This window comes from Cyanobium sp. Copco_Reservoir_LC18, from assembly GCF_009834675.1.
Classification (GTDB): Bacteria; Cyanobacteriota; Cyanobacteriia; order PCC-6307; family Cyanobiaceae; genus Cyanobium; species Cyanobium minutissimum.
Map to the genome: position 1 here is coordinate 62524 of NZ_ASAC01000017.1, position 20707 is coordinate 83230.

Annotated in this window: 22 protein-coding genes; 10 read left to right on the forward strand and 12 right to left on the reverse strand. The window is 72.7% G+C overall.

What is annotated here, in order from left to right; all coding sequences use genetic code 11:
• Together L107_RS10050 and topA are read right to left on the reverse strand one after the other, a co-directional pair.
• Positions 1 to 534, reverse strand: a complete 534-nt coding sequence (locus L107_RS10050) for a hypothetical protein (protein WP_159818453.1) — start codon at positions 532 to 534, stop codon at positions 1 to 3.
• Positions 534 to 3335: a type I DNA topoisomerase gene (gene topA / locus L107_RS10055; RefSeq protein ID WP_159818455.1), complete on the reverse strand. Its 2802-nt coding sequence runs from the start codon at positions 3333 to 3335 to the stop codon at positions 534 to 536. Before topA ends, L107_RS10050 begins: the two co-directional genes overlap by 1 nt.
• A 196-nt stretch (positions 3336 to 3531) precedes the next feature.
• On the opposite strand from topA, the gene L107_RS10060 reads away from it, so the two are divergent.
• Both L107_RS10060 and L107_RS10065 read left to right on the forward strand, forming a co-directional pair.
• On the forward strand, positions 3532 to 5073 hold the full coding sequence (locus L107_RS10060; protein ID WP_159818533.1) for an NAD(P)H-quinone oxidoreductase subunit N: 1542 nt from the start codon (positions 3532 to 3534) through the stop codon (positions 5071 to 5073).
• A gap of 31 nt (positions 5074 to 5104) precedes the next feature.
• A complete protein-coding gene (locus L107_RS10065; protein ID WP_159818457.1) occupies positions 5105 to 5788 on the forward strand; it encodes an ABC transporter ATP-binding protein in 684 nt (227 codons plus the stop codon).
• Positions 5789 to 5795: 7 nt separating this feature from the next.
• Here L107_RS10065 and L107_RS10070 read toward each other — a convergent pair whose 3' ends face one another.
• The 6 genes from L107_RS10070 to L107_RS10095 form a co-directional block, all read right to left on the reverse strand.
• Positions 5796 to 7061 (reverse strand): M23 family metallopeptidase, encoded by a 1266-nt coding sequence (locus L107_RS10070; protein ID WP_159818535.1) that lies wholly within the window; start codon positions 7059 to 7061, stop codon positions 5796 to 5798.
• 78 nt (positions 7062 to 7139) lie between these two features.
• Positions 7140 to 7970, reverse strand: coding sequence for a biotin--[acetyl-CoA-carboxylase] ligase (locus L107_RS10075; protein ID WP_159818459.1), 831 nt, complete (start codon positions 7968 to 7970; stop codon positions 7140 to 7142).
• Positions 7967 to 9178 carry an aminotransferase class I/II-fold pyridoxal phosphate-dependent enzyme gene (locus L107_RS10080; protein WP_159818461.1) on the reverse strand — a complete coding sequence of 404 codons (1212 nt, stop codon included), beginning with the start codon at positions 9176 to 9178 and terminating at the stop codon, positions 7967 to 7969. Before L107_RS10080 ends, L107_RS10075 begins: the two co-directional genes overlap by 4 nt.
• Complete coding sequence (locus tag L107_RS10085; protein WP_159818463.1) at positions 9165 to 9515, reverse strand: co-chaperone YbbN; 351 nt, start codon at positions 9513 to 9515, stop codon at positions 9165 to 9167. Before L107_RS10085 ends, L107_RS10080 begins: the two co-directional genes overlap by 14 nt.
• Before the next feature lie 35 nt (positions 9516 to 9550).
• Entirely contained in the window at positions 9551 to 10324 is a 774-nt protein-coding gene (locus L107_RS10090; protein ID WP_159818465.1) for a PspA/IM30 family protein, read from the reverse strand.
• 101 nt (positions 10325 to 10425) lie between these two features.
• Positions 10426 to 11487 carry a lipase family protein gene (locus tag L107_RS10095; RefSeq protein WP_159818467.1) on the reverse strand — a complete coding sequence of 354 codons (1062 nt, stop codon included), beginning with the start codon at positions 11485 to 11487 and terminating at the stop codon, positions 10426 to 10428.
• Between the two features lie 113 nt (positions 11488 to 11600).
• On the opposite strand from L107_RS10095, the gene L107_RS10100 reads away from it, so the two are divergent.
• Positions 11601 to 12188, forward strand: coding sequence for a DUF721 domain-containing protein (locus tag L107_RS10100; RefSeq protein ID WP_159818469.1), 588 nt, complete (start codon positions 11601 to 11603; stop codon positions 12186 to 12188).
• Between the two features lie 30 nt (positions 12189 to 12218).
• On the opposite strand, the gene L107_RS10105 is transcribed toward L107_RS10100, so the two are convergent.
• On the reverse strand, positions 12219 to 12728 hold the full coding sequence (locus L107_RS10105) for a WbuC family cupin fold metalloprotein (protein ID WP_159818471.1): 510 nt from the start codon (positions 12726 to 12728) through the stop codon (positions 12219 to 12221).
• A 103-nt stretch (positions 12729 to 12831) separates the two neighbouring features.
• Here L107_RS10105 and L107_RS10110 point away from each other — a divergent pair, with 103 nt between their 5' ends.
• Positions 12832 to 13998: a hypothetical protein gene (locus L107_RS10110; protein ID WP_159818473.1), complete on the forward strand. Its 1167-nt coding sequence runs from the start codon at positions 12832 to 12834 to the stop codon at positions 13996 to 13998.
• 9 nt (positions 13999 to 14007) lie between these two features.
• On the opposite strand, the gene L107_RS10115 is transcribed toward L107_RS10110, so the two are convergent.
• Complete coding sequence (locus L107_RS10115; RefSeq protein WP_159818475.1) at positions 14008 to 14394, reverse strand: hypothetical protein; 387 nt, start codon at positions 14392 to 14394, stop codon at positions 14008 to 14010.
• A gap of 125 nt (positions 14395 to 14519) precedes the next feature.
• Between L107_RS10115 and L107_RS10120 the strand changes: the two genes are divergently transcribed.
• The 3 genes from L107_RS10120 to L107_RS10130 are packed head-to-tail and all read left to right on the forward strand — an operon-like array spanning position 14520 to position 16512.
• Positions 14520 to 15512: an SDR family NAD(P)-dependent oxidoreductase gene (locus L107_RS10120; RefSeq protein ID WP_159818477.1), complete on the forward strand. Its 993-nt coding sequence runs from the start codon at positions 14520 to 14522 to the stop codon at positions 15510 to 15512.
• Entirely contained in the window at positions 15509 to 16123 is a 615-nt protein-coding gene (locus tag L107_RS10125; protein WP_201295864.1) for an alpha/beta fold hydrolase, read from the forward strand. The genes L107_RS10120 and L107_RS10125 overlap by 4 nt, the downstream gene beginning before the upstream one ends.
• Positions 16120 to 16512 (forward strand): cupin domain-containing protein, encoded by a 393-nt coding sequence (locus L107_RS10130; protein ID WP_159818479.1) that lies wholly within the window; start codon positions 16120 to 16122, stop codon positions 16510 to 16512. The genes L107_RS10125 and L107_RS10130 overlap by 4 nt, the downstream gene beginning before the upstream one ends.
• Here L107_RS10130 and L107_RS10135 read toward each other — a convergent pair.
• Positions 16492 to 17097: a pyridoxamine 5'-phosphate oxidase family protein gene (locus L107_RS10135; RefSeq protein ID WP_159818481.1), complete on the reverse strand. Its 606-nt coding sequence runs from the start codon at positions 17095 to 17097 to the stop codon at positions 16492 to 16494. The two genes, L107_RS10130 and L107_RS10135, sit on opposite strands and share 21 nt — an antisense overlap.
• 15 nt (positions 17098 to 17112) lie before the next feature.
• Positions 17113 to 17718: a glutathione S-transferase family protein gene (locus L107_RS10140; RefSeq protein WP_159818483.1), complete on the reverse strand. Its 606-nt coding sequence runs from the start codon at positions 17716 to 17718 to the stop codon at positions 17113 to 17115.
• 123 nt (positions 17719 to 17841) lie between these two features.
• On the opposite strand from L107_RS10140, the gene L107_RS10145 reads away from it, so the two are divergent.
• The 3 genes from L107_RS10145 (at position 17842) to kdpA (ending at position 20699) form a co-directional block, all read left to right on the forward strand.
• Positions 17842 to 18456, forward strand: a complete 615-nt coding sequence (locus tag L107_RS10145; RefSeq protein WP_159818485.1) for a TetR/AcrR family transcriptional regulator — start codon at positions 17842 to 17844, stop codon at positions 18454 to 18456.
• 51 nt (positions 18457 to 18507) lie between these two features.
• Positions 18508 to 18924, forward strand: a complete 417-nt coding sequence (locus tag L107_RS10150) for a hypothetical protein (protein WP_159818487.1) — start codon at positions 18508 to 18510, stop codon at positions 18922 to 18924.
• 104 nt (positions 18925 to 19028) lie between these two features.
• On the forward strand, positions 19029 to 20699 hold the full coding sequence (gene kdpA, locus L107_RS10155) for a potassium-transporting ATPase subunit KdpA (protein ID WP_159818489.1): 1671 nt from the start codon (positions 19029 to 19031) through the stop codon (positions 20697 to 20699).
• Positions 20700 to 20707 lie beyond the last annotated feature (8 nt).

Consider the following 20707-nt stretch of genomic DNA (forward strand, 5'->3'; position numbering starts at 1 on the left):
TCAGCGCGGCGCCGGCGCCGGTCGGGAGGTGGCGGGGGCGGTGCCGTTGGCGGCGCCCGCGGGGGTCTCGGCGGCCCCGGAGCCGGCCGGGGGCATGCGCTCGATCGTCTCCACCTCGAACGGCACACCGGCGGCCCGCAGGGCCTTGGTGACCACCTCGGCGGGGGCGGAGGGATCGGCCTGGGGCAGCCGGATGGTGACGCGATACGGGGCCGGCCGGACGGCCGGGGCCAGGGACGGCGCCGGGGTGGCCCCGGTGGCCCCGGTGGCCCCGGCCGCCGGGCGGGGCGGCGGGGTCGCAGCGGTCGCCGCAGGCTCCTTGCCGGCCGCAGGGGTGGGGGCAGCCGGGGTGGGCGCCGGCGTGGCCGGGGCGGTGGTGCGGGCGGTGGCGGCCGGGGCGGCGGGGGTCGCCGGGGCCCGGGAGAAACTGCGGGACAGGGCGTCACCGAAGGAGGTGCCGCCGCAGGAGGAGAGCAGCAGGGACAGGGTCAGCAGGGGTCCCGCCAGCGAGAGGGGGGGGCGGGGATGGGCCATCAGCTGGCCGCGGGCTTGATCACCCGCACGGCGCTGGCCCGCAGCCGACCGGACTTGGTGGTGGCGGGGGGCTTCTTGGCGGCGGTGGTCGTGCCGGCGGCCTTGGTGGCTGCGCCCCTGGTGGAGGGGGCCTTGGCGGTTCCCGTCTTGGTGTTCCCAGCCTTGGTGGTGCCCGTCTTGGCGGCGGACTTCCGGGCGGCCGGCTTGGCGACGGCCTTGGTGCCGGCCCGGGAGCGGGACGCCCCCTTGCCGCTGGCGGCCTTGGCGGCCAGCAGTTCCACCGCCTGTTCCAGGGTGAGGGTGTCGGCGGTGGTGCCCTCCGGCAGGGAGGCGTTCACCTTGCCCTGCTTGACGTAGAGGCCATAGGGCCCGTCGAAGAGCTGGATGGCCTCCTCGGCCCCCTCCGGCACGCCGAGATCCTTGAGGGCAGTGCGGCCGCCGCGGCCCTTCTTGGGCATGGCCAGCAGCTCCAGGGCCCGGCTCAGCCCGACCGCCAGCACGTCGTCCTCGGCCTTGAGGGAGCGGTAGTCCTTCTCCCCCTTGCCCTTGTCGTGGACCACATAGGGACCGAAGCGCCCCAGCCCGGCCTGCACTTTGCCGCCGTCGGGGTGCTCGCCCAGGTGGCGGGGCAGCCGCAGCAGCCCCAGGGCGTCCTCGAGGCTGAGGTCCTCGGGCTTGACGCCCTTGGGCAGGGAGGCCCGTTTGGGCTTGGGCACCTCCTCGCTCACCTGGCCGCGCTGGACGTAGGGCCCGTACTGGCCGAACAGCAGGTACACCTGCTCGCCGGTCTCCGGGTCCTCCCCGAGGGACTCGGGCCCTTCGGCCTTCTGGCGCAGCAGCAGCTCCGCCTTCTCCGCATCGAGGTCGGCCGGGGTGATCTCCTGGGGCAGGGTGGCCTTGAGCAGCTCCTCGCTGCCGTCGTCCGCCACCCGCTTGGTCTCCAGGTAGGCGCCGAAGCGGCCGATGCGCACCACGCAGGGCAGGCCCTCCAGCACCACCGTGCGGGAGATGCCGGGGTCGATGTCGCCCTCCCGCTGCTGCACCTGGGTCTCCAGGCCCTTCTCCCCCTTGTAGAAGTTCTCCAGGTAGGGCAGCCAGGACACCTTGCCGGTGGAGATCTCGTCGAGGGTGTGCTCCATCTTCGAGGTGAAGGCCGTGTCCACCAGGTCGGGGAAGTGCTCCTCCAGCAGGGCCGTCACGGCGAAGGCCGTGAAGCTGGGGGTGAGGGAGTTGTTCTGCAGGGTGGCGTAACCCCGGTCGACGATGGTGCCGATGATGCTGGCGTAGGTGGAGGGCCGGCCGATGCCCTCCTTCTCCAGGGTCTTGACCAGGGCCGCCTCGCTGTAGCGGGCGGGGGGCTGGGTCTGGTGGCCGAGGGCTTCGACGCCGCGGCAGACGGGAGCGTCACCGACGGCGAGCGAGGGCAGCAGCACCTCCTGGCCCTCCAGCGCGGCATCCGGGTCATCGCTGCCCTCCACGTAGGCCCGGAAGAAGCCGGCGAAGTCGATGCGCTTGCCGCTGGCCCGGAAGGTGGCGCCCGCCGCCTCGATGTCGACGGCCAGCAGGGTGAGCCGGGCATCGGCCATCTGGCTGGCCACGGTGCGCTTCCAGATCAGTTCGTAGAGCGCCAGGTCGCGGCCGTCGAGGCCGGTGTCCTTCGGCGTGCGGAAGCTCTCACCGGCGGGGCGGATCGCCTCGTGGGCCTCCTGGGCGTTGCGGGCCTTGGTGCTGAACTGGCGCGGCGCGGGACTCAGGAACTCCTGGCCGTACATGGCACCGACACAGTTGCGGGCCGCCGTCAGGGCCTGGTCGGAGAGGTGCACCGAGTCGGTGCGCATGTAGGTGATGAAGCCCCGCTCGTAGAGCGCCTGGGCCGTGCGCATGGTGTCGCGGGCCGAGAGCCGCAGCTTGCGGTTGGCCTCCTGCTGCAGGGTGCTGGTGGTGAAGGGGGGCACGGGCTTGCGCACCGTGGGCTTCTCCTCCACCGCCGCCACCCGCCAGGGGGAGGTCTCCACGGCGGCCTTGAGGGCGGCGGCCTCCGTCTCGCTGAGCAGCTTCACCTTGCTGCCGCCCTTGAGGCCGCCGGTGGTCTCATCGAAGTCGGAACCGCCGGCGATGCGCTCGGCCCCCACATGGGTGAGCTTGGCCTCGAAGGGGGCGGCGGCCTGCTCCAGGCGGGCCTTGAGATCCCAGTAGCTGCCGCTGCGGAAGGCGCGACGGGCCCGCTCGCGCTGTACCAGCAGCCGCACCGCCACGGACTGGACGCGGCCGGCGGAGAGGCCCCAGGCCACCTTCTTCCACAGCAGGGGCGAGAGGGTGTAACCCACCAGGCGATCGAGGATGCGCCGGGTCTCCTGGGCATGGACCAGCTCCATGTCCAGGTCACGGGTCTGGTCGAGGGCGCGGCCGATCGCCTCCTTGGTGATCTCGTGGAACACCATCCGCTTCACCGGCACCTTCGGCCCGAGCAGCTGGAGCAGGTGCCAGCTGATGCTCTCGCCTTCGCGGTCCTCGTCCGTGGCCAGCAGCAGCTGGTCGGCATCCTTGAGGGCGTCCTTGAGCTCCTTCACCACCTTTTTCTTGTCCTTCGGCACCACGTAGAGGGGTTCGAAGCCGTTGGCGGTGTTGACGCCGAGGTTGGCCCACTTCTCGCCCTTGTGGGCGGCCGGAATCTCGCTGGCGTTGTTGGGGAGATCGCGCACGTGGCCCATCGACGCCTCCACCCGGAAGGTCTTGGGCAGGAACGCCCGGATGGTGCGTGCCTTGGTGGGGCTCTCGACGATGACCAGGGTGTGGGCCACGGGAAGGCGCGATACCGCTTCCTTCTTTATCGCATCGACGGGCCCGGCGGGTATCCGGGCACCAGACCGCCCCTCCAGATGGCGGCTACAGTCCGCCACATCGCGTGCCTACCCGAACCCTGTGGCCGACCTGTTTCTGGCAGCAGCGAGCTCCATCACCCCTGCCGCCACCACCGCCGCTTCCGCCGCTGAGGCCATCGTCTCGGGTCTGGGCACCGGTGCCCTGGCCCTGCAGCTGAACGCCGGGGCGATCGCTCCGGAGGCGGCCGTGCTGCTGACCCTGGTCGTGTGTCTCGTCGTCGACCTGGCCGGCGAGAAGGCCGCCAGCCGCTGGGTGCCGCCCATCTGCTACGGCGGTCTGGGCGCCTCCCTGGTGCTGCTGGCCCTGCAGTGGAACAGTCCGCTGGAGCCCTCCTTCCTTGGCTCCTTCCTGGCCGACAACCTGGCCATCGCCTTCCGGGCGGTGGTGGCCGCCTCCACCCTGATCTCCCTGCTGCTGAGCTGGCGCTACGTGGAGCGCAGCGGCACACCGATGGGCGAATACGCCGCCATCCTGCTGGCCGCCACCCTCGGCGCCATGTTCCTGTGCGGCTCCACCGATCTGGTCAGCATCTTCATCTCCCTGGAAACCCTCTCGGTGGCCAGCTATCTGCTGGCGGGCTACATGAAGCGGGATGCCCGCAGCTCCGAGGCGGCCCTGAAGTATCTGCTGGTGGGATCGGCCGCCGCCGCGGTGTTCCTCTACGGCGCCTCGCTTCTCTACGGCCTCAGCGGCGGTGCCACCAGCCTGGCCACCATCGGCCTGGCCCTGCAGACCAGCGCCTCGCCGATCACGGCCCTGGCCCTGGTGTTCGTGCTGGCCACCGTGGCCTTCAAGATCGCCGCCGTGCCCTTCCACCAGTGGACCCCCGACGTCTATGAGGGGTCCCCCACCCCGGTGGTGGCCTTCCTGTCGGTGGGTTCGAAGGCGGCCGGCTTCGCCCTCGCCGTTCGGCTGCTGGTGGGCTGCTTCGAGAGCTTCGATGCCCAGTGGAAGTTCCTGTTCACCGTGCTGGCGGTGCTGAGCATGGTGCTGGGCAACGTCGTCGCCCTCGCCCAGACCTCGATGAAGCGGATGCTGGCCTACAGCTCCATCGGCCAGGCGGGGTTTGTGATGATCGGCCTGGTCTGCGGCACCGAGGACGGCTTCTCGGCGATGGTGCTGTACATGGCCGCCTATCTGTTCATGAACCTGGGCGCCTTCGCCTGCATCATCCTCTTCTCGCTCCGCACCGGCAGCGACCGCATCGCCGACTACGCCGGCCTCTATCAGAAGGATCCCCTCATCACCCTGGGCCTGAGTCTGTGCCTGCTCTCCCTCGGCGGCATCCCGCCGATGCTGGGCTTCTTCGGCAAGATCTACCTCTTCTTCGCGGGCTGGGCCGACCACCAGTACCTGCTCGTCGTGGTGGGCCTGGTCACCTCGGTGGTCTCGATCTACTACTACATCTCGGTGATCAAGATGATGGTGGTGAAGGAACCCCAGGAGGCCTCCGATGTGGTCAAGGCCTACCCCGCCATCACCTGGAACCTGGCCGGCATGCAGCCCCTGCGGGCCGCTCTGGTGGGCTGTGTCGTGATCACCGCCGTGGGCGGGGTGCTCTCCAGCCCCCTGTTCGACTGGGCCAGCTCCACCGTGGCCGGCACCCCGATCCTGCAGCAGGCCATCGCCGCCAGCGCCATCGCCCCGCTGGGCTGAGCCGGGGGCAGATTTTCCTAGCTTGGCGGCCATGGAGTCCCTCCCCCCACCGGTGGCCGAACTGGTCCACGTGTCGAAGGTCTACGGCAGTGGCGACACCGAGGTGCGCGCCCTCGACGACCTGTCCCTGATCGTCCAGAAGGGCGACTACCTGGCGGTGATGGGGGCCAGCGGCTCCGGCAAGAGCACGGCGATGAACATCCTCGGCTGCCTCGACCGCCCCAGCTCCGGCAGTTACCGGCTCAACGGCACCGATGTGGACAGCCTCGATGACGACGAACTGGCCGACCTGCGCAACCAGCAGCTGGGCTTCGTCTTCCAGCAGTTCCACCTGCTGCCGCAGCTGAGCGCGATCGACAACGTGATGCTGCCGATGATCTACGCCCGGGTCCCCAGGGAGGAGCGGCGACGGCGGGCCCTGGCGGCCCTCGATCGGGTGGGCCTCTCCCACCGGCTGGAGAACAAGCCCAACCAGCTCTCCGGGGGCCAGCAGCAGCGGGTGGCCCTGGCCCGGGCGATCATCAACGACCCGGCCATGCTGCTGGCCGACGAGCCCACCGGTGCCCTCGACTCCCACACCACCGAGGAGGTGCTGAGCCTGTTCGGCGATCTCAACGCCCAGGGGATCACCATCCTGCTGGTGACCCACGAAACCGAAGTGGGCGCCAGGGCCGACCGGGTGGTGCACTTCCGCGACGGCCGCATCAGCGCCTGAGGCGCCTTCAGCCGGGCGTCGGGCCGGCGGCGGGGGGCACGCTCAGCCGCTCCCCGGGCAGGGGCAGGGGGGAGCGGGGTCGCTCCAGGGTGGCGATCAGCTGACCCATCAGCAGGGCCACCGCGTCGGTGGGGCCGCTGCCGTCGGCGCCGGCCAGGCCGGCAAGCAGGCCGCCGCCCGGATCGAGGTCGCCGGGGTCGGTGGCCACCCAGCCGCCGTCCTGGGGCAGGCGCAGCTCAAAATGCAGGTGGGGGCCGGTGCTCAGGCCCGTGCTGCCGACCCGGCCGATCACCTCGCCCTGGCGCACCATCTCGCCGTCCTTGACGTAGAGCTCGGAGAGGTGGCCGTAGAGGGTGCGGCGCCGGGGCCGGTCGTGCTCGATCTCCACCGCCAGGCCGTAGCCGCCGGCCAGGCCGCTGCTGACGACGCGCCCGGAGAGGGCGGCCACCACCGGCGTGCCCTCGGGCGCCGCCAGATCACGGCCGGCGTGCATCAGCCAGCTGCCCAGAACCGGATGCAGGCGATAGCCGAAGCCGCTGGTGGTGACGGCCGAGCCGATCAGGGGGAACAGCAGCCGCTGGTTGCCGTTGCCGACGATCGGGGCGGGCCGGGGGGTGACGCGGAACACGTCGGTGAGGCGGAAGCTGCCGCCGGCGCCGGTGAGCAGGGCGCTGACCGGCACGGTGATCGGCGGCAGGGGCGAGGCGTCGAAGCCGAAGCCGCCGAAACCGGCGCCGCGGCCCCCGGCCACCAGATCCCCCTCGCCCAGTCCGTCGCTGAGGCCATCCTTGCGGCCGCGGCCGATGATGATCACCCCGGTGCTGCACTCCCGGGCCGAGAGGGCGCCGGCCTTGCAGGCCCGGTTGCGGGTGGCGGCCTCCTGGGGCGAGAGCAGCGAGCCGCGCACCCGCACCCGCTCGGCGGGGGTGACGACCCCCTCCCGCACCAGGGCATCGAGGGAGGCGTCGAAGCGGCGGGGCGGCTCCGGCCGGCGCTCCGCCGTTCCGGGCCGCAGGGTGGCCGGGGGGGCTTCCCCGGTGACCGGGGGCGGGGGGGCCAGGGGCTGCACCGGCGCCTGGAATTCGGGGCGGGTCACCGGCGCCGCGATCCGCACCGAGGGACGCTGCACCGGCGTCGGGGCCGGGGCCTGGGCTGGCGGCTCCACCGGCTCAAGGCCGGGAACGGCCTGGGCGAGCACCAGAGGCATGGCCAGCCAGGAGGCGGCGGCGCCGGCGCCGAGCGCCGTCAGAACGGTGAGGGGCTGGGACGCCATGTCAGGGAAGGGCACCGGGGGGCGTGCGGGAGGACGACCCGGCACCGGATTTGCCGAAGGACAGTGTACGGGGGGTGATCATCCGGCGCCGAAGCCGCGGCGGAGCACCCGCTCGGCGGTGCCATGCACCAGGCGCAGGCCGCCGTCGGCCGCCAGCCCGGCGGGCCGCCAGTCGAGGCCATCGAGGGGGATCGGGCCGTCGGGAAGATGCAGGCGCCGCTCCGCCTGCCGGCACACTTCCTGGGGCCGCCCGGCCCAGGCCATGGCCCACTCCAGGGCCGCCAGCACCTCCCCGCACCAGAGCCGGGGATCGGCGCGGCCGGCTCCCAGCAGCTCCGCCAGGGCCACGGCACCTTCCGGCGCCCGGTTGCTGGCGTTGAGCCCCACCCCCACCCGGGCCCAGCGGCAGGTGCCCCCCCGCAGCCGCAGGCGGGGCAGCAGGCCCGCCAGCTTGCGGTGGCCGTCCCCCCCCAGGCCCACGCCCGGCAGCAGCAGGTCGTTGGGCCACTTGAGCCGCACCGGCAGCCCCCGGGCCTCCAGCCGCAGGCAGAGTCCCACCGCCACCGCCAGGCCGGGGGCCGCGGCCGTCGCCGCTTGCGCCGGCCAGGGCAGGGCCGCACTCAGCCAGACTCCCCCGGCCGGGGAGCACCAGGGCCGGCCCTGCTGGCCGCGGCCGAAGCGCTGCCGGCGGGCGATCACGGCCCGGGGGGCCGGCAGGGGAGCGTCGCCGGCCAGCCGCGGATCCCGGGCCAGCCAGCGATCCAGCTCCGTTTCTGTGCTGGCGCACACCGGCAGGCCCCGCAACCGCCAGGAGACCGGCTCCAACGGGGCCAGCTCCGGCTGGGCCTCCGTCGGGGCCAAAGGCGCCAGGGGGCGCCGCCGCCGCAGGGCCCCGATCGCGCCGATCAAAACCGCCGCAGCCAGTCGCCGATGCGGGCCGCACCGGCCTCCAGCTCGCCGGCCGGGTGCACCAGGGCGAGCCGCTGCCAGCCCTCACCGCCGGGGCCGAAGCCGTTGCCGGGGGTGAGGCAGACGCCGGTGCCCTCCAGCAGGGCGGCGCAGAAGCGTTCCGAATCCAGACCCCGCTCCCGGGCCACCGCGGGGATCTGCAGCCACAGGTAGAGCGCCATCGACGGCAGGCGCACCGGCCAGCCCTGGGCCTCGAGGGCGGCGGCCATGCGGTCGCGGCGCTCGCGATAGACGCCCCGCAGCTGCCCGGGCCAGTGGGGGGCCTGCTCCAGGGCGGCGATCGCCCCGGCCTGCAGCGCCAGGGACTGGTTGAAATCCACCACCCCCTTGAGCTGGCGCAGGGCGGTGATCAGCGGCTCGGCGCCGATGGCGAAGGCGAGCCGGTAGCCCCCCAGGCACCAGCTCTTGGAGAAGGAGAAGAACTCGATGCCGCAGCGGCGCCAGTCGGGATGGCGCAGCAGGGCGGGGGCCTCCCCCTCCAAAGCCAGATCCACGTAGGGGTTGTCGTGGGCCAGCACCACGTCGTGGCGCAGGGCCCGCTCCACCGCCCCATCCAGCCAGGCCTGCTCTCCGGTGGTGGCGGTGGGGTTGTGGGGGAAGCCCAGCACCATCAGCGAGAGGTCCTGCCACTGGCAGGGGGTCAGCCGGTCGAAGTCGGGCCGCCAGCCGGCGTCGGCGTCGAGGGGCAGCAGCACCGGTTCGGCGCTGGCCAGGTGCAGCCCCCCCATGTGGGAGGGGTAGTAGGGGTCGAGCAGCAGGGCCCGATCGCCGGGGTTGAGCACCGCCAGCGGCAGGTGGGCGGTGCCCTCCTGGGACCCCACCAGCAGCAGCACCTCCGTTTCCGGGTCCACGGCCACGTCGAAACGGCGCCGCGCCCAGGCCGCCACCGCCTCCCGGAACGGCAGGGTGGCGGCATGCAGGCAGTAGGAGGCGCTCTCGGGCAGGCTCAGGCCGGCGGCGATGGCCTCGAGGGCCACCGCGGGCGGCTGCAGATCGGTGGAGCCGAGGGACAGATCCAGCAGCGGCGGCAGGGGCGCCCCCTCGGGGCCATGGCCGGCGGCGGCCCGGGCGCTGTAGGCGGCCTTGCGCTGGTCGTTGCGGGCGAAGACGCCGCTGCCGAGCCGCGACAGGCGCTCAGAGATGGGCATCCAGGAAAGCCTTCAGCTGGGACTGGGCCATGGCACCTTCATGGCGGGCCAGTTCCTGGCCGCCGCGGAACAGGACCAGGGTGGGCAGGCCCTGCACCTTGAGGCTGTCGCGGCTGAGGGGGTTGGGGTCGGCCTCCAGCTTGCCGACCGTGAGGGCGCCGCCCGGCGCATCGGCGTAGGCGGTGGCGGCCCAGGTCATCAGGGGGGCCATCAGCCGGCAGGGGCCGCACCAGGGGGCCCAGACATCGACCAGCACCGGGCCCGGCACCTCCAGGACCGAGGCCTGGAAGTTGGCATCGGTGAGGTCGAGGACGGGGGAGTCGACGTCAGCGGGCACGGCGGTGGGAACGGCGGTGGCCCGATTGTATGAATTCAGAGCTTGTCGATGGACTGGCGCAGTTCCTCGAGCTCGGCGTTCACCTCGGCCACCTTCACCGGCTCCAGCTGGGGGGCCGGGCCTCCCTCCATGGGCAGGGAGATGGGGGTCTTGCCGCCTTCGAGGCGGGTCTTGAGGGCCGCCAGCTCGTCGTCGACGTCGCTGCCCTCCAGGGCGGCGAACTGGCTTTCCAGGTCGGCACCGGCCAGCTCGGCGGCGGCCTGGCTGCGGGCCTCCATGTTGAGCACCTTCTCCTCCATCTGGTCGAAGGCGGCCATCGAGCTGTTGGTGCTCAGGCTGCCGACGGCGTTCTGGAGCTGCTCCTGGGCCTGGGCCGCCTGGGCACGGGCCTTGAGCATGTCCTTCTTGGTCTTGGCCTCGGCGATCTTGCCCTCGAGGGCGGTGAGGCTGCGCTTGAGGGTCTCGACCTGGGAGGCCTGGCCGTTGAGCTGGGCGTTGAGGGCGGTGGCGGTGTCGGTGTAGGTCTTGCGGCGGGAGAGGGACTCGCGGGCCAGGTCCTCCTCCCCCTTCTTGAGGGCCAGCTCGGCCCGCTCATACCAGGTGCGGGCCTGGGCCTCGGCCTGCTCGGCCTGGTTCTGCAGCCGCTTCTGGCTGGCAATGGCGGTGGCCACGGCCTGGCGCAGCTTGACCAGGTCGGCCTGCATGTCGGCGACGGACTGGTCGAGGATCTTGGCCGGATCCTCCGCCTTGCTCACCAGATCGTTGAGGTTGGCGCGCAGAAGACGGCTCAGCCGATCGAAGAAACCCATGGAGGCGGGGCCAGTTCAGAGAGTGAGCGTAGCCAGAACCCGCCACCCGGTCTTCCCCGGCGATCAGCGGATTGCCGCACCCGCACCCGGGCCTGAGGCCCTCAGCTGTTGCGACGCCGGGCGTGGGCCTGCAGCTTGAGGGCGTAGTCGCCCATGGAATGGTCGGCCACCACCGCCTTGCCCCTGGTGAGGAGGAAGCGGCGGACCACGACGCAGAAGCGCCAGAACGCGTCCGGGCTCATCACCACCTTCAGGTCCCGGAAGGGGATCTGCTGGTCATCCGGGAGGTTGGCGGCATCGGAGAGGAACACCACGCTGCCAGCATGGGTGTAGCCGAAGAGGTTCCGCCGCAGGAACTCGGCGATCCGGAAGGTGCCGTTGATGGGAATCAGCCGGATCAGGCTCAGCAGGATCACCAGGCTGTAGCCGAAGGGAATGCGGGTCACCCCGTCGGCGGCGTTGACGATCCGGTAGATGGGCGTCCGGATCGGGGCGAAGAAGGCGTCATCGCCGGCCCGGGGGCAGCCGAAGGTGTAGGTGGCTCCGGTGCTGTCGGAGCCGAGGTAGCGGGTGGCCACCAGGGCCAGGGCGCCGCCGAGGGAATGGCCGGTGATGTACAGCGGCACACCTGGATGGCGCTCCAGGGCGGCCTCCAGGGGGGCGCGCACCTTGTCGAAGGCGGCAAGGAAACCGGCATGGGCCCGGCCGCCGCCGGGGGCCGCCACCAGGTGGGCCCGCAGATCGGCGCTGATGTCCTGGAGGCTGGTGACCTGGGTGCCCCGGAAGGCCAGCACGAGCATGGCGTCGGGCCCCCGGCCGGAGGGGAGGTTCAGGCGGACCAGGATCGCCTCGCTGCCCTGCACGGCGATGCCCTCGAGCAGTTCGAAGCCGGCCTTCTCCAGGGCCGCGACCACCACCCCGTCCACCGTCTGGCCGTTCTCGATGGCGGCGGCCACCAGGGCCCGCACCACCGCCTCCCCCCGCTGGCTGCGGGCCGACTCGAGGATGCGCAGCACCAGCTCGTCGACCCTGATCTCGGCCGGCAGCTTCTCGTAGACCAGCCGGGCGATCTCCGCCAGCAGCCAGGCGGTGCGGTCGGAATAGGCGGCGCGGAGGACCGGGACCTGGCGGATCAGGGTGGGATCGTCGAAGTAGCCGGCCATGGCGCTGCCCCGGGGATGGAGGGTCTCCGGGCCCCAGCCTTGCCCGGCTGCTCGCCCCGTCAACCCGGGAACGGGTTTCCATCACCGGCCGATGCACGCCCTAGCGTTGAGGGATGGAGCCTTCCCGGTCCCGCCAGCGCCGCTCTGCCGATCGCAGCGGTTCCCGCAGCGGCTCCCGCCGCCAGCGCGTCGAGGCGGTGCAGACGCGGCAGGTGGGCAATGTCGCCCTGCTGATGCCGCCCGCACGGCCGCCGGCCAGCGCCCTGGCCAGCTGCCTGGACAACCTCCAGCAGGACTGGCGCCGCGAGGGCCATCTGGCCGCCCTGTGGCGGGACTGGCCGCGGATCGCCGGACCCCAGCTGGCCCCCCACTGCCGTCCCCTGCAGCTGCAGGGGGGCCTGCTGACGGTGGGCGCCGCACCGGGGCCCTGGCTGCAGGCCCTGCAGTACAACCGCCACCAGTTGCTGGGCTCGCTGCGGGGCGCCGGCTTCAGCGTCCGGGACGTGCGGGTGCAGCAGCACCACCCCGGGGCCCCCACCACACCGGGCAGCCTCAGCGAGGCGGAGGTGTGGGCCGTCCATCCCAGCCGCTGCGACGTGCACGGCCTGGCCGACTGCCCCGCCTGCGGCCGGCCGGCCCCGGCCGGGGAGATGGCCCGCTGGGGCCACTGCAGCTTCTGCCGCCGCGCCGATCTGGCCTGAGCCCCCTGCCCCGGGCCCTCAGGGAAGGGGCTAGGGGTCCCCGGCCCCGAACAGGGCCCGCCAGGCCGCCTCCTGCGCCGCCGCGGCCTCACTTCCCTCCAGGGGAAATCCGGCCAGGAAGTCCTTGTCGGCGGCCGGCTCGTAGGGCCCCTGCTTGATCTCCATCATCACGGCATCGGGCGAGAGGGCCACCAGGGTGTGGATGGTGCCCTCGGCCAGCTCGATGCCGCGCAGGGGGCCATCGGCGCTGATCCGCTCCCGCTGCCGCACCCGCCCGCCGGCATCGAGCAGCAGCAGCCCCACCGCCCCCTGCAGCACGAGGAAGCACTCGAAGCCCTCGCCGGGCTGGGCGCGCCGGTGGCGGTGGGGCCGCACGTAGGTGCCGGGCTGCAGCACGTTGAGAAAGCGCTGCACCCGGTCGCTGGGGGCGTGGAAGTTGTGGTTGCGGCGCCGGCGGGGGGAGCCGGCGGCGGCGGCGGCCACCGCATCGAAGAGGTCCTGGTCGATGCGCTGGAGCGGGGACGGGGCGGCGGAGTCCATCGCAGGGGCGGCGGGCAGACCGTGGTCTACCGCCCGCGGCGGCCACCGCCCATGGGCACGGCGGCGGCCCATAGATTGGCCTTCCAGGGCAACAGGGACGGACATGGGCGCAGGTCGACGGGCTCGGTGGCGGGCGACAGCCCCGCTCCTTCTGCTGCTGGGCACCGGCCAGGTTCTGCCGGCGGCGGCCAGACCGGGACCCAAACCGGCGGCCCCGGTCGCCACCTACACGATCGAGGCCACCACCACGACGGGGATGGGGGCCATGGGGGGCGCCGGCATGCTGCAGATGATGCTGGGGGGGCGGCCGGCGATGGGGGCCAGCAGCCGCCAGCTGGAGCTGCGGCTGCAGTCCCCGCAGACCGCCGCCAACCCCAGGGCCGAGCACCGCATCCCGGCCGCCATGGCGATGGGGACGGCCCTGCCGCTGACGAGCGGCAGCGACAGCCCTGGGGAGCGGGGCCGGGAGTGGAAGGAGGAGGACATCCCCGAGGCGAAGGGCCGGCTGCTCCTCTTCCGCGGCTGCGCCGAGAGCGCCGGTGCCGGCCAGCCCGAGATCATCACCCTGCAGGGACTGTCCAAGGAGCAGCGACGCCAGGCGCTGTCGGGCCTGAAGCGGCTGGGAACCGCCGGCGGCCCCACGGGCACCTCGGGCCGCTGGCCGTCGGGCGACGGGGCCCCGGCGGTGCCGCCGCAGGCCTCCCTGGTGGGGAACCATGTGGTGGCCAGCAACTACGCCCCGGAGATCCGCTTCCAGGTGGGCAGCGGCCACGACTTCCTGGCCCCGGTGAAGCTGACGAGCACCCCGGCCGGCGGCGCCCAGCGGCTGAGCTGGCCGACCATCCCCACCGCCCTCGGCTACCAGGCGATGGCCACGGGCATGGGGCGCCAGGAGGGCGACATCGTGATGTGGACCTCCAGCGAGCTGCCCATGGCCGACAGCGGGGTGCCGGGCGACCTGCGGGCTCCCGAAGCGGCCCGGCTGGTGCAGCGCGGTGTGCTGCTGGCTCCGGAGCGCACCACCTGCGCGGTGAGCGCCCAGGCGATGGCGGCGATGGGGGCGGCGATGGTGACCTTCACCGCCTACGGCGACACGCTGCTGCTGAGCAGCCCCCAGGGCAGCCCCGCCTGGCGGCTCAGCCTGGAGCGCCGCTCCACCGCCACCCGCCTGCTGGGGGACGGCATGGAGCGTCTGGATCCGGGCTCCGGCGCGGGCCAGGAGGCGCCGGCCCCCCAAGGTGGTGGCTTCAACCTGTTCAAGCTGTTCTGATCGCAGCCGTCATCCGCCCCGGCGCCCCTGGCGGAAGCTGAGTGTGCCGCCGGGTCCCACCTCGATCCGGACCCCTTCCCCGTACTGGCCGTTGGTGATGTAACCCTCCTCGGCCCGCAGGCGGGTGCCGTCCGCCAGCTCGCCCGCGAAGGCGAAGTGGGCGTCGGACTCGATCCGGAAGGAGCGGCTGACCGTCTCCCCAGGGGCGATCGGCCCGAACCGCAGCGTCTCCCAGGGCAGGGACACCTGCAGGGACGTGATCGTGCGACCGCTCCGGTTGACGACCGTGAGCTCGTTGCGGGTGCGCTCCCGGAACGCCACCCCGGCGCCGATGGCCGCCACCAGGCCCGCGGCCGTCGCCAGCGCCAGGAAGGAGCGTCGGGGGAGTCGGGGCACAGGGAGCACTGTGGCAAGACAGGAATCGTCGGCCAGGAGACGGGGGCCGGAGCCGGCGGCCGCGGGCCCGGGGTCCGTAGCCTGGGTCCCGCTCGGCACCCCTCCGGCACCCCAGGAGTCCGCCCTTGGCTGCAGCGCGCCACATCCTCCTGACCGGCGGCAACTCCGGCATCGGTTTCGAGGCGGCCGTCATCCTCTGCCGGGCCGGCCACCGGCTCACCCTGCCCTGCCGGGACCGGGCCACCGCCGAGGCCGCCAGCCAAAGGGTGCTGGAGCGGGCCGGCACCGGCATGCCCCCCGCCAGCGCGGTGTGCGACCTGGCGGATCTGGAGAGCGTGCGGGGATGTGCCACCGCGCTGCTCGCCCAGGGGACCCCCATCGACACCCTGGTGCTCAACGCCGGCCTGCAGTACGCCGGCGCCGCCGAACCGCGCCGCACCGCCCAGGGCCATGAGCTCAGCTTCGGGGTGAACCACCTGGGCCACTTTCTGCTGGCGCAACAGCTGCGGCACCTGCTGGCGGCGGGGCCATCGCCGCGGCTGGTGGTCACCGCCAGCGAGGTGCACGACCCGGCCACCGCGGGGGGCAGGGTGGGGGCCCCGGCAGGGCTGGGCGAGCTGGCGGGCCTGCGGCCGGGCCACGCCGCCACGATGGTGAACGGTGAGCGCTTCAATGCCGACAAGGCCTACAAGGACAGCAAGCTCTGCAACGTGCTGTTCGCCCGCGAGTTCGCCCGGCGGCTGGAAGCGCAGGGCACGCCCTATCCGGTGATTGCCTGGAGCCCGGGGCTGGTGATCCCGCCCACCAGCACGGGCGGCTTCTGGCGCTACAGCCGCCAGTCCAACGAGCTGGGGCAGCGGCTGTTCGCCCTGGCGGCCCGCTCGCTGCTGCGCCTCACCGAAAGCGTCGAGAACGCCGGGGCCCTGCTGGCCGCCCTGGCCGTCGATGACGCCTACGCCGCCAGCGGCTTCACCTACCACCGCAACCGCGTCACGGCTCCGGGCCGGCACGTGTTCGAGGCCACCGCCACCAGCCCCGAAGGCCAGGACCCCGATCGGGCCCGGCGGCTGTGGGAGGCGAGCGCGGCCCTGGTGGGCGTGGGGGCCGATCGGCCGTGAGCGGCCGGCCCGAGCGGCTGCTGTTCCTCCCCGGCGCCTCGGGCGACATGGCCTTCTGGCGTCCCCTGGGGCAGCGGCTGGCCTGCCGCGCCGAGCGCCGGCACCTGGGCTGGCCCGGTTTCGGCGACACCCCGCCCCGGCCGGGGGTGGAAGGCTTCGACGACCTGCTGGCCCTGGTGCTGGAGCCGCTGGATCGCCCCTGCGCCCTGATCGCCCAGTCGATGGGTGGGGTGCTGGCCCTGCAGGCGGCCCTGGCCCGGCCCCGCTGGGTGACGCACCTGGTGCTCTGCGCCACCTCCGGCGGCCTGCCGATGGCGGAGCTGGGGGCCGCCGACTGGCGGGCCGGTTTCCGCGCCAGCCTCTCCCACCTCCCCGACTGGTTCGCCACCGACACGACGGACCTCTCCGGGTACCTGGAGGAGATCGCGGCGCCCACCCTGCTGCTGTGGGGCGATGCCGACCCGTTCAGTCCGGTGGCCGTGGGGGAGCGCCTGGCGCGGCAGCTGCCCCGGGCCCGTCTGGAGGTGATCAAGGGGGGCGACCATGATCTGGGCCTGCATCACGCCGGGCGCCTGGCGCCGCTGGTCGACACCCACCTCACCCGACCATGAGCAAGACCACCCGCACCTACTGGAATCCCCTGGCGCCGGAGCAGGCCCATCGCTGGCGCTGGCTGGAGGGGCTGGAGGGCCAGGTGCAGGAGCTGGTGCTCAGCGAGGATCCGGCCAGCGGGGAGATCACCCGCCTCACCCGCTTCCTGCCGGGGGCCGACACCGCCGCCTTCGGGGGCAAGGCCCACCCCTTCCCCGAGGAGATCTTCATCGTCAGCGGGCGCCTGTTCGATGGGGCCTTCGGCCTGTGGCTGGAGGCGGGGCACTACGCCAGCCGGCCGCCGGGGGAGGTGCATGGCCCGTTTCGCAGCGAGGCAGGCTGCCTGGTCCTTGACATCTCCTTCCCCCAGCGGAGCGTGGAGGGATCGTCAAGGGCGGAGCCGGCGTAGACCCTGGAGTTCATCTTCGAGTTCTGCGATCCGCTGCTGCAACGGCCGGAGCTGGGCTTCCAGCTCCGGGGCTGTGAACCGGGGGGTGATGAACTGGGGGCAGTTCCAGTCGAAGGCCTCCACCCGGATGCGGAAGAGGCGCTCCACCTCCCCCGTCGCCTGCGGTCCCAGCTGCTCCGCCAGCTGGGGATCATCAGCGAGCGGTACCACCTGCGCTTCCCCGTCGATCTTGAGCCGGCGACGGGCGGCGTAATCCATCAGGAACAGCGCCACCCGCGGATCGCGGCGCAGATGGCCAGCGGTCAGCAACTGGCGATTGCCGCCGTAATCGGCGAACCCCAGGGTGCGCTCATCGAGCACCGTCAGGAAGCCCACCGGCCCGCCCCGGTGCTGCAGGTAGGGGGCACCCGCTTCGGTGAGGCTGGCCAGGTAGAAGCTGTCGCGGGCGCTGATGAAGGCGATCTCCCTGGCGCTGAGGCGATCGGAGGCCGGGGCCGGGGGCACGATCTGGCTCTGGCCATAGGCCTGGAGCTGGGCCTCCCCCACGGCGGGGGTGAGATGGCGATGCAGGTAGTGCTGGCTCATGGGGGGAAGCTCCGCTCAGGCCTCCAGGCCCTTCATGGGCACATAGCCCGGCAGGGCCTTGATCCGCCCGATCCAGGCGCAAACGTTGGGGTAGGGGGCCAGATCGATGCCGCCGTCAGGCGCCAGGGCCACGTAGGGGAAGACGGCGATGTCGGCGATGGTGGGGCGCTCCAGCTCCAGCCACAGCCGCGGGGTCAGGTGCCGCTCGAGCTGGTCGAGGAGGAAGGCGGCCTTCTCGGTGGCCCGCCCGATCGGGATCGCCCTGACACCGAACAGGTGGTGCAGCCGGGCGCTTTCCGGCCCCTGGCGCACCTCACCGGCGGCGGTGGAAAGCCAGCGCACCACCCGGGCCTGGCCGAGGGGATCGGCGGGCAGCCACTGCCCGTCCCCCTGGCGGGCCGCCAGATAGAAGAGGATCGCCTGGGCATCGCCGAGCGTGATGCCGTCCTCCTGGAGCACGGGCACCTGGCCGAAGGGATGGAGGGCGAGGAAGGCCTCCCCCTTGTGCTCGCCGGCCATCAGATCGACGCGGACCCACTCGTAGTCGCGTCCGAGCAGTTCCAGGAACAGGCGCACCTTGTAGCTGTTGCCGGAGAGTTCGTGGCCGTGGAGCTTGATCATGGGGGCCAGGGGATGAGGGGGACGGGGAACGCGGACAGCCTCAGTAGACAGACCGGTCTGCGCACTCAAAGATAGCAGACCTTTCTGTCTATTCCCTAGAGTGGTCGGACTGCAGCGGACTCCATGCCAGTGGGCGGCGCCAGCACCAGGTCCTCGGCCAAACGCGACGCGCTGCTGGACACGGCCGAAGGGCTCTTCGCCCGCCACGGTTACCGGGCCGTGGGCATCGACACGGTGCTCGCCGAGGCCGGCGTGGCCAAGATGACCCTCTACAAGCACTTCCGATCCAAGGAGGAGCTGATCGCCGCCGTGCTGGAGCGCCGTGGCAGCGCCATCGCCGCAGGGCTCGCCAAGCGGATCACCGGGGCGCCGGAGGACCCCGGGACGCGGCTGCTGGCGGTGTTCGACTGGCTCGAGCAGGCGGTGCGCTCGCCTGAGTTCCACGGCTGCCTGTTCATCAAGGCCGCCAGCGAGTACCCCGCCGCCGAGGATCTGCCCCGGCAGGCGGCCGAAGCTTTCAAGCAGGCCTTTCGCGATCAGCTGGAAGGGCTCTGCCGTGATCTCACCGTCGCCGACCCTGGGGGTCTGGCCCGCCAGCTGCAGTTGCTGTTCGAGGGCGCCCTGGTGGTGGCCTTCCTGCAGCGGACGCCCCTGGCCGCCACCGATGCCCGGCGGGCCGCCGAAGCCCTGCTGGCTTCCGCGCCGCGATCGGGCCGGGCCGGTGGGGACCGGCGCTGACAAGCCGCAGGAGACGCCCTACAACCGGGGAACCGCCGGACCGTTGCGCTGATGGCCTGGAACCGCCACCGCTGGCCGGCCCTGCTGGCGGCCGCCGTGCTGCTCCCGGTGGCCCCCGCCGCCGCCGCGCCCCTGCCCCGCCGCGTCGGCGAGTGCCGGCCGACGTCCATCCGGGAGATCCTCTACCGGCTGAGTGCCGCTGACGCCAACGGCGTCCAGATCCCCATCGCCGGCTCCGGCTCCGCCGTCAGCTACACCAACGGGGGCTACCAGGTCTCCTACGACACGGTGCCGGCGATCCACAACAGCCGGGAAGGGGATCCGGTGGAGCTCTGCCTGACCTTCGTGCCGGATTGCAGCGGGGCCCCCCGCGGCGACGGGCGCGGCCGCCTCTACCGGGCGCGCAACCTGCGCACCGGCGGCACCTGGACGCTGCCGGACAGCCAGCACAGCTGCGGCGGCGCCTGAGGCGGCGGCAGCCGTGCCAGCTGGCCCCCAACCCCTGCCATTCGTCAGTTGCGGCGGCCGCCCCGCCGGCGGGAGGGTGGCCGTCACCGCAGGACAGGCTCCCCATGCTCCCCTGGTTTCTGGCCGCCATCACCCTGACGGTGGCGGTGCTGACGGCCTTTCCCCTGGGCCGCCACCTCTGGCAGGTCTTCGACAACCGCCCCCAGCCCGGCTGGGACCCCTGGCTGCTGCCCCTGGAGACGGCCCTGCTGCGCTGGATCGGTGATCGGGGCCAGCCGGCGGCCACGGCCTGGGCCTACCTGCAGCCCTTCCTGGTGGCCAATGCCTGCTTCGGCGGCCTGGCCTTTCTGCTTCTCGCCTTCCAGCCCGCCTGGCTCAACCCCCTGGGCTGGCCCGGCCTGCGCTGGGACCTGGCCCTGCACACCACCCTCTCCTTCCTCACCAACACCGACCAGCAGCACTACGTGCCCGAGCAGACCCTGGGCACCTTCGCCCAGCTGGGGGTGATCCAGTTCCTGATGTTCGTCTCGGCGGCCAGCGGCCTGGCGGTGGGCTTCGCGGTGATCCGCGGCCTGTGCGGCCTGCCCCTGGGGAACTTCCACCGCCAGCTGGTCCGCTCCCTCACCCGGGTGCTGATCCCCGGCAGCCTGCTGCTCGCCGTGCCGCTGCTGTTCTGCGGGGTGCCCATGACCCTGGCCGATCCGCTGCGGATCACCACCCTGGAGGGGGGCAGCCAGCTGCTGATCCGCGGCCCGGTGGCCCTGTTCGAGGCGATCAAGCAGCTGGGGGAGAACGGCGGCGGCTTCTACGGGGCCAATTCCGCCCACCCCTTCGAGAACCCGGATGGCTTCACCAACCTGGTGTGCACCTGGGCGATGGTGGCCATCCCGGCCGCCAGCATCGACGCCTTCGGGCGTTTCCTCGGCAACCGCCGCCAGAGCACCCTGCTGCTGCTGCTGGTCACGGCACTGATCGCCACCGGGTCCGCCCTGGCGATGGCGGCGGAGCAGGGGGGCAACCCGGCTCTGGCGGCCTGGATCAGCGGTCCCAACCTGGAAGGCAAGGAGCTGCGCTTCGGAGCCGGGCTGACGGCCTTCTGGGCCGTCCTCACCACCGGCTCGATGACGGGGGCCGTCAACGGCGCCATGGATTCGCTGCTGCCGCTCTCCAACCTGGTCGCCCTGTTCAACCTGTTCCTGCAGGTGGTCTTCGGCGGCCAGGGCACCGGCATCGCCTACCTGCTGGTGTTCATGGTGCTGGCGGTGTTCCTCACCGGCCTGATGGTGGGCCGCACCCCGGAATTCCTGGGCCGCAAGGTGGAGAAGGCGGAGGTGGTGTGGAGCAGCCTGATCCTGCTGATCCACCCGGTGTTCGTGCTGCTGCCCGCGGCCCTGACCATGGCCGGAGGCATGGACCTGACGGGGATCACCAACCCCGGGCCCCACGGCATCAGCCAGGTGGTCTACGAATACGCCTCCGCAGCGGCCAACAACGGCAGCGGCATGGAGGGCCTCGGGGACGGCAGCCTCTGGTGGAACCTCAGCACCAGCCTCAGCCTGATCGGGGGCCGGTACCTGCCGATCGCCGCCCTGGTGCTGCTGGCCGACGGCTACGCCCGCAAGCCGGCGCTGCCGCCGGGTCCCGGCACCCTCGCCACCGACACCACCCTGTTCACGGTGGTGCTGGCGGTGGTGCTGGTGATCCTCGGCGCCCTGACCTTCTTCCCCGTGCTCGCCCTCGGGCCGATCGCCGACGGCCTGCTCCTCGCCACCTGATTCGACCC